At 31.7% G+C, this 7,734-nt stretch carries 8 protein-coding genes; 6 read left to right on the top strand and 2 right to left on the bottom strand.

Annotated features, from left to right (window positions below; translation table 11 throughout):
• The first annotated feature begins 178 nt into the window (after positions 1-178).
• From ABD734_RS08035 to ABD734_RS08010, 6 genes are all read left to right on the top strand, one after another.
• Positions 179-520 (top strand): ASCH domain-containing protein, encoded by a 342-nt coding sequence (locus ABD734_RS08035; protein WP_239416343.1) that lies wholly within the window; start codon positions 179-181, stop codon positions 518-520.
• 98 nt (positions 521-618) lie between these two features.
• Positions 619-1,620 (top strand): S66 family peptidase, encoded by a 1,002-nt coding sequence (locus tag ABD734_RS08030; protein WP_344703173.1) that lies wholly within the window; start codon positions 619-621, stop codon positions 1,618-1,620.
• 538 nt (positions 1,621-2,158) lie between these two features.
• Entirely contained in the window at positions 2,159-2,371 is a 213-nt protein-coding gene (locus ABD734_RS08025) for a helix-turn-helix transcriptional regulator (protein ID WP_344703171.1), read from the top strand.
• A 22-nt stretch (positions 2,372-2,393) separates the two neighbouring features.
• On the top strand, positions 2,394-2,765 hold the full coding sequence (locus ABD734_RS08020) for a DUF2178 domain-containing protein (protein WP_344703169.1): 372 nt from the start codon (positions 2,394-2,396) through the stop codon (positions 2,763-2,765).
• Between the two features lie 23 nt (positions 2,766-2,788).
• Positions 2,789-3,070, top strand: a complete 282-nt coding sequence (locus tag ABD734_RS08015; protein ID WP_344703167.1) for a DUF3784 domain-containing protein — start codon at positions 2,789-2,791, stop codon at positions 3,068-3,070.
• Between the two features lie 292 nt (positions 3,071-3,362).
• The gene (locus ABD734_RS08010; RefSeq protein WP_344703165.1) at positions 3,363-5,165 is read left to right on the top strand and encodes an AAA family ATPase; all 1,803 of its coding nucleotides are present in this window, start codon (positions 3,363-3,365) and stop codon (positions 5,163-5,165) included.
• A gap of 217 nt (positions 5,166-5,382) precedes the next feature.
• On the opposite strand, the gene ABD734_RS08005 is transcribed toward ABD734_RS08010, so the two are convergent.
• Positions 5,383-6,489, bottom strand: a complete 1,107-nt coding sequence (locus ABD734_RS08005) for an AAA family ATPase (RefSeq protein ID WP_344703163.1) — start codon at positions 6,487-6,489, stop codon at positions 5,383-5,385.
• The gene (locus tag ABD734_RS08000) at positions 6,489-7,340 is read right to left on the bottom strand and encodes a DUF6414 family protein (RefSeq protein WP_344703161.1); all 852 of its coding nucleotides are present in this window, start codon (positions 7,338-7,340) and stop codon (positions 6,489-6,491) included. Before ABD734_RS08000 ends, ABD734_RS08005 begins: the two co-directional genes overlap by 1 nt.
• Between the last annotated feature and the right edge of the window lie 394 nt (positions 7,341-7,734).

Raw genomic sequence — 7,734 nt, 5'->3', positions numbered from 1 at the left:
GTGTACTTTTACGAACGGTTTTCTTTAAAGCAGATTTATTTTTATCTGATTAGTTAGTTAAATTTAATGTTAATATTTAGAAGTAACCTTTTAATTATGATTACTTACTACAGATATTAAACATCGGTGGATATGAAAGAAAAATTGAAATTAGAAATTTAGAAGACAGGGCGAAATTATGGAGCATACTATGGGTTTATACGGTGACTATTTTGAACCGATTAAAGAAGGCAAGAAAAAGATTGAAGTACGATTGAATGACGAAAAGAGAAGAGAAATAAAAGTTGGGGATACAATCAAATTTATTAAGGTTCCTGAACAGAATGAAGTTTTAAAAGTTGAGGTATCAAAGCTTCACAAGTATCCTACCTTCCAAGCTATGTACGATGAGATACCATTTGTAGATTTAGGATGTGAAGGGTGGACCATAGAAGAAATGATGGAAGGAACTTATGAGATCTATTCGAAAGAACAAGAAAGAAAATGGGGTACATTAGCTATAGAAATAACCGTAGCTTGAACTCTCTAATTAAATCTTTATAGAAAACTCAATATACAATAGATGCAGTTGAGTTGCAGTTCATTGCGTCATCATAAGAAAATAGAAGGAGCTTATTCATGATAGTATTAAATCGATTAAAAAAAGGTGACAAGATTGGTATATATTCACCGTCTTCTCCTATAACTCATTCCTCACCTATTCGTTATGCACGGGCTAAAAGCTTTTTGGAATCAAAAGGGTTTGAAATTGAACAAGGTAACTTAACAGGCAAACGCGATTTCTATCGCTCCGGAACTATCCAGGAACGAGTTGAAGAATTGAACGAACTTATTAGGAATCCGGAAATCAGCTGCATCATGTCCACAATTGGCGGAACTAATTCTAATGCACTCTTGCCATATATAGACTACGAAGCTTTTAAGAAAAATCCTAAAATTATGATCGGTTATTCCGATGCAACTGCAATTCTGTTAGGGATCTATGCACAAACTGGAATTCCGACTTTCTATGGCCCGGCTCTCGTTCCATCATTTGGAGAACACGAACCATTTCTTGACTATACATATGAATATTTTTCTAACATGCTGATAGAAGAACAGCAGCTGCCTTTACAAATCCCAATCCCTCCTTATTGGTCTGACGAACCACTAAACTGGGAAGTCAAAGAAAGAGAGAAGGAACAGCGCAAGAATGAATGGATCTGTGTAAATGAAGGAACAGCTAAAGGGAGATTGATTGGCGGAAATTTAAATACCATGACGGGCTTTTGGGGAAGCAAATATATGCCGAACATCGAAAATGGCGACATTTTACTTTTGGAGGATTCCATGAAATCAGCTTCTATTATAGAAAAGAATTTCAATCTATTAAAAGTGAATGGTGTATTTGATCGGATTGCTGGAATCCTATTAGGAAAGCATGAATTATTTGATGATGAAGGAACAGGACGGAAACCATACGAGATTCTGCTTGAAGTTTTAGGGGACAAGGCTATTCCAATTCTAGCTGATTTTGATAGTGCGCATACCCACCCGATGTTAACGATGCCAATTGGCAGTACGATTACTCTAAATGCTACGGAAAAGAAGGTTCACGTTATGGAACAGTGGATTTTATAAAATCCAGTTTATATATGATGATTCATCAGATGATACTTAAATTAAAAAGAGGGGGAGAAGATGCTGAAAAGACAGTACTTCTCTCCCTTTCTGTTTGTAAAAGTGTAACTTTTACGAACGGTTTAAAAAGAGCTGTGGTTTAAAATATTTAATGAGTGATTCACCTCCATTTTAAAATCATCCTTGGTTGGAGATATGTATTCTAAGTAGACTCAGTTCTCTAAGAAAAAAACTAACTTATGAAAATAATCTAGTTTATATATCACCATTTATGAGGAGCACAATTGTAAAATTATTGATTAGAGGATTTAGATCCGATGTGCTGGTAAAGATTTAATCAATTATATAGCGTCGATCTATTAGTCTTTACTTTCACTGCTCGCTAGCAATGAGGGGATTCAAGCCAATAAGTATTAAATAAATTTTAAGCAGTATAAATATTTGATATGGTATTTATAAGAATTTATTATCATATATATTTTACTTAAGTAATATATATGTTACAATTTAGTTGTAGATAAATATAGGGGGTGAATATTTGAAAGATATCGTCGTTCAAAACAATGTAAAATTGGCACGCATCGAAAAAGGAAATCTTAACCAAAGCGAATTGGCAAAACTAGTGGGTGTGACCAGACAAACTATGAATTTGATTGAATCACAGAAGTACAATCCTACTATTAAAGTATGTCTCTTAATCAGCAAATACTTAGGTAAACCATTGGATGAATTGTTTTGGGCCAAAGAATAGTAAATAAGAGGGGGAATTCTTTTTGAACAATAAAATACTCTTAGTCATTTCGATAACAATTGCATGCTCTTTTATAGCGTATATGATAACAAATCAACTACATTGGGCAGCAGTCATCGGTCTTATTTTTATAGTAGGTGGTTTAAAGTGGACAAGAGTTAAAAAAAACGAAAAAGATGATGAAATTGAATATGATGATAGGGTAAGTTACAACATTCAGAGAGCTTCTCTACAAACTTTCTCTATATCAATCATATTATTGTTCATTTATTTGTTGTTCTCAGAAATAGCATTTGATCATTCTGACATTGTGATCGATTATCTTTTGATTTATCTCGTTGTAACATTAGCTCTCGCTTATTATATTGTACCAACCATTGTTAAAAGAAGATAAAATTTATTGAAAAAGGTGATTTAATGAATCTATATCTAATTGCTGCAAGTATTGTTTTATTTCTCGTGGCCTTCCTAATCGGTGTAAAAAAGCAAACATGGTTATTGTCAGGTTTCAACCAAAAACGTGTAAAAAATCAAGATAAACTCTCAAAAATTGTTGGATTTTATAGTCTTATAATCGGTATAGTAATGCTAGCCGGTGGAATAATTAACTACCCAAACAGTGAAACGATGCTGTTTTTAATTATGGCAATGGGCTTCATAGCTCTACTTGGTTATGTAAATACCAAAATGGTTGAGTAACAGTTTAAGAAAGAATCTATACAAATACCACTCCTTTGATCTAAACATAGATTAAAAGAGTGGTATTATTTTTCATTAGAGCTTTTTCTCTTTTTTGTTTGGATAAGTGTACTTTTTCGAACCAAGACTAGAAAATCCAGTTCGTATAATAGTTTCATAGACTATTCACTTAACAATGGTAAAATAAGTAAAAGAGACTTTTGATATTTGCGATAGTGACGGTTATTGCTTTACAAAGTACGAGGAATGAAAAATCTATTATTTAATAATAACCGTGGAAGGAAGCGATTACATGATATTAAAAACAGTTAAGTTGAAAAACTTTAGAGGTTATAAGAATCCTATTAGTGTAGAATTTGAAGAACTAACAGCTTTTATCGGAAAAAATGATGCTGGTAAGTCAACAATTTTAGAGGCTTTAGAAATATTCTTTAATAATTCATTAGTAGTATGTGAGCGAGAGGACCTAAATATTAACGCTGATGATTCAAATATTGAAATAACTTGTGTATTTAGCGACGTACCTGCAGAAATTGTTTTAGATACATCATCTCGGACTGATTTATCAAGTGAGTACTTATTAAATGCGGATAAAGAACTAGAAATAAAGAAAGTTTTTAAAGCTACTTCAGCTAAACCTAAACCTAGTATTTACATAATATGTAACCACCCTACAATAGAACCATATAATGATTTACTATCAAAAAAACGCCCAGAGTTAAAACAAATTGCTAAACAGTTGGATATACCAGAAGATAAATATAATGCTACAAGTAACACTAGTCTAAGGAGTGCAATTTTGAACTCTGCTGAAGATTTAGAGTGTGAGTCGCAGGAACTTTTAATAGATAAAGAAGATTCAAAAAAGATATATGAATCACTAGAAAAATTTTTACCCATTTACTCATTATTTCAATCAGATCGTGCAAGTAAAGATAATGACAAAGAAGTTACAGACCCTATGAGTTTAGCAATAGAACAAGCTCTTAAAGAAGTGATGCCAGAATTAGATAAAATAAAAGAAACTGTTAGAAAAAAAGCAATAGAGACTGCGGATAGAACACTAGAGAAATTAAAAGAAATGGATAAAGATTTAGCTAAATCACTAACTCCAGATTTTAAATCTGATCCTAAGTTCGATTCACAGTTTAAATTAAATATTAAATCCGACGATGGAATATCAATAAATAAACGTGGCAGTGGGGTACGAAGACTAATATTATTAAATTTCTTTAGAGCAGAAGCCGAAAGGAAATTAAATGATAGTAATTCTAGAAATATTATCTACGGATTTGAAGAACCTGAGACATCCCAACACCCTAAACATCAAGAAATGCTTATCAAGTCATTTATACAATTGGCTTATAATACTAACTCTCAAGTGGTCTTAACTACTCATACACCAGCTTTAGCTGGATTACTTCCCTTAGAAAGTTTAAGGTTTGTCACTAAACAGAATGAAGAACGGGTCATAAAATCAAAAGATGAAGATGTTTATAAAGAAATAACCGAGACATTAGGTTTGATGGCTGAAAATATTAATGCTCAAACAAAAGCTATTTTATTATTAGAGGGGCAAGGAGATGTCGTTTTTATTAGACACCTTTGTGACATGCTTAAAGAAGGAGGGGCTATACCTGCAACCCTGCAAGAAAGTGGTTTTGCATTCATTCCCACGGGCGGTTGCGGTAATCTTAAATCGTGGAAAACCTTAAAGCTTGCAGATCAATTTGGTGTCCCTTGGTGTGTGCTACAAGACTCCGATGAACCGACCCCGGCAGCACAAAAAAATATTGAAGCAATAGAATCCTTGCGAGCTCAAGAAATTAAAGCTTATTTAACCAGAAAAAGAGAACCAGAGAATTATTTACATTCAAGTTGTTTTGACTCTCCTTTAGTCATTGGTGATTATATGGACGCTAAAAAAGAGGTAAATAAACATACCCGTGTAGCAACTAGCAAAGTATTAGAAGTATATTGGCCTAAAATGACTTTTGAAAATATAAGAGAAGTTGAAAAATATACTGATGATCAAGGACAAACTCGATTTGAATTTACTGAAATGATTATGGATTTTCTTTCTTTGGTGGATTAAAATTCTAGCTACAATTAAATTTAATGTAATAGTTAGAACTTAACATAATTCCACTGATCGGCAGTTACTGTAATTACAAAAAAACTCCAATATCCTTTTCTTAGCAAAGGTGTTGGAGTTTTCTCATTTACATGCAAAATAAAGATGAAAGTGGTAATTAGTAAAATCAATATCCTATTAATGTTTATTTAGTGTCAAGGGTAATATAAAAAGTTCTTCACTTACTCTGTAAGAAGATATTAAATATATACCGGTTGAAAATATAAACAACCAAATTTTTAATCTCTCTTATATTCCTATTTTCTAGCGATTCATGCTCTAAAATATTCATTATATCTTCTATTTTGACTTGTTTCTTATATGGATCTAGTAAATTCTTATAAACCTCCTCCACATGTTTATAAAGAATTTTTTGTTTTACGTCATTAGCAATATGTTCAAATTTTACTACTTTATCAAATCGACTGAATATAGGTCTACCTACATGAGCAATAATTTCTTCTATGGATTGAAAATTGGAAGTACAAAATATAACATTATCTCTTAAATCAACTTCAAAGTGATTATCTTTATACTTACTTTCATCAAACATTTGATAAAAAGCATTGTAAAGATGAGGGTTACATTTATCGAATTCGTCTAATAAAATAAATTTACTTTTTCTCTTTAATAAGTCTTCTGACAAGGATCTCTCGTTAATATCATTTCCAAATAAATAATCATGACCTTTTATGTCGTTAAGCATAGACATTTGTATTCTTCTTATATCTTTATGACCAAATATGCTCTCATGTATCTGAAGTATTGCATCTGTTTTCCCAACTCCGGAGGGGCCATATATCATGATGACCTTAGTATCCTCATTAACGAAGTTCTTCATTATATTTGAATGTATGGATTTTAATGCAGCGTCTTGTCCTATAATCTCACTATTGACCAATTGAAAAGTATTAATTACGTCATCGTTACTATAATTCGGAAAACTATAGTTACACTCTTGAATTATATTACCTAATATTTTATATAAAGAATCTTCTAATTGTTTTGTAGGAAGAATCACATATAAGTTCTCTATAATACTTTTCTCCATCAAGTTTTTTATAAATAAAGATACCTCATTACTAAAACTATTACTTAGCCTTTTTACGCTACCTTCATTTAATATATAATCTCCTACCCCAACTGTCGGTTGATATTCCACATCAATATCTTCAGTGCTACTTTTCAAATTCAGTAAATCAATTAAGTTATAAAAGTTTATATCTTTATTAGCTGAATAAAATTGATCAACGACCCCTTTTACAAGGTAGATACTGTTCTCCATTACTTAACACCCGCTACTATTAAATCTATCACATCTAATTTTCTATCCTCGCCTATTCTCTCTACCAATACTTGTGAGTTCGTTATTTTCTCTGGCGAGGGAGGATTATCATCTTTCGATGGGTTTTCCTTAGTGGCTTCTGATATCTTGTCAATTCTACTATCTGTATCATTACCTTCATTAGCAAAAACTCTACTATCATCTGTGTTAACTAGAGATTCAAAAGAAATTTCTTTAATTGTAGCTTGCCCAATTTTTACACCTACCATATTTAAGCTCATACTTCTAAGGTCCGTTAATTTATAATCATTTACCATGTGTTTAGGATTCACTCTTATTATTTTATATGAATTACCTTTATTAGCTAAAAATTCGTGGTAGGCTTTCATGTCATCTAAAGTTTCTTCGAATTTTTCGAAGTTTATGTCTTTCATTTCCGTTGTATTTGAGAACTTCTCTATATCTTTTATCATTCCTATAATCGGAGAAAGGGTTTTTAAATAAGTAGTTGTTTTTTCCAATATATTCAACTTATACCCCTGAATGTATTCTAAATCAAAATCTGTTATTTTATCTTCGATTTTGGCTAGGAAATCATTTTTTATAGTATTTGTCATTTGTTGCTCAATCTTTTTTTCAAAGTTAAGTCTAGAAAAGAAGCCTAAAGCTACTTCTATATTATCAATCGGTTTTGAAGATCCAGTCATCTTTGATACCAAATCAAATTTAGCATCTCTAGTGACTTTTTCAAAGTATTGTAGTCTTCCTCCATCATTTTGATCAAGTATATCTAAGGCAGCATCTTCATCAAACAGTACGATTTTATTGTATTTAAATATAGATTTTCTCAAAAATATCACTCCAATTACTATTAATTATATATTAGAAAGAAGTTTTTTTATACATCACGAATTTCAAGTTTAGGTTAGACAATTGTATATCCCCTTAATGCAAAGTTTTTGAAAGCACTTTGATAGCCAGTTTTCATCTTGCGAAAAAGAAAGAAACATTATACCCTAGGCACTTCGTACCTACTTTGTCTAATTCATTATCTTGACTAAATACTCAGATGATATCTGGTATCCAAGAATTTAATGTGGGTAGTCATTCATCCATCGTTGGATGGGTGGAATCTGTCAATCACTGATGGATGAAATGGATTGATTTTTCAAGGCAAACAAGCGTATAAAATTATGATGATTCTCCCTAGACGCCCTTCCTCCAATGTTCCAATAAACGACCGTT

It is taken from the genome of Salinicoccus jeotgali (assembly GCF_039538805.1).
GTDB classification, from domain to species: domain Bacteria; phylum Bacillota; class Bacilli; order Staphylococcales; family Salinicoccaceae; genus Salinicoccus; species Salinicoccus jeotgali.
Note: the sequence above shows the minus strand (reverse complement) of the source record. Positions and strands in the feature narration are given on the sequence as shown.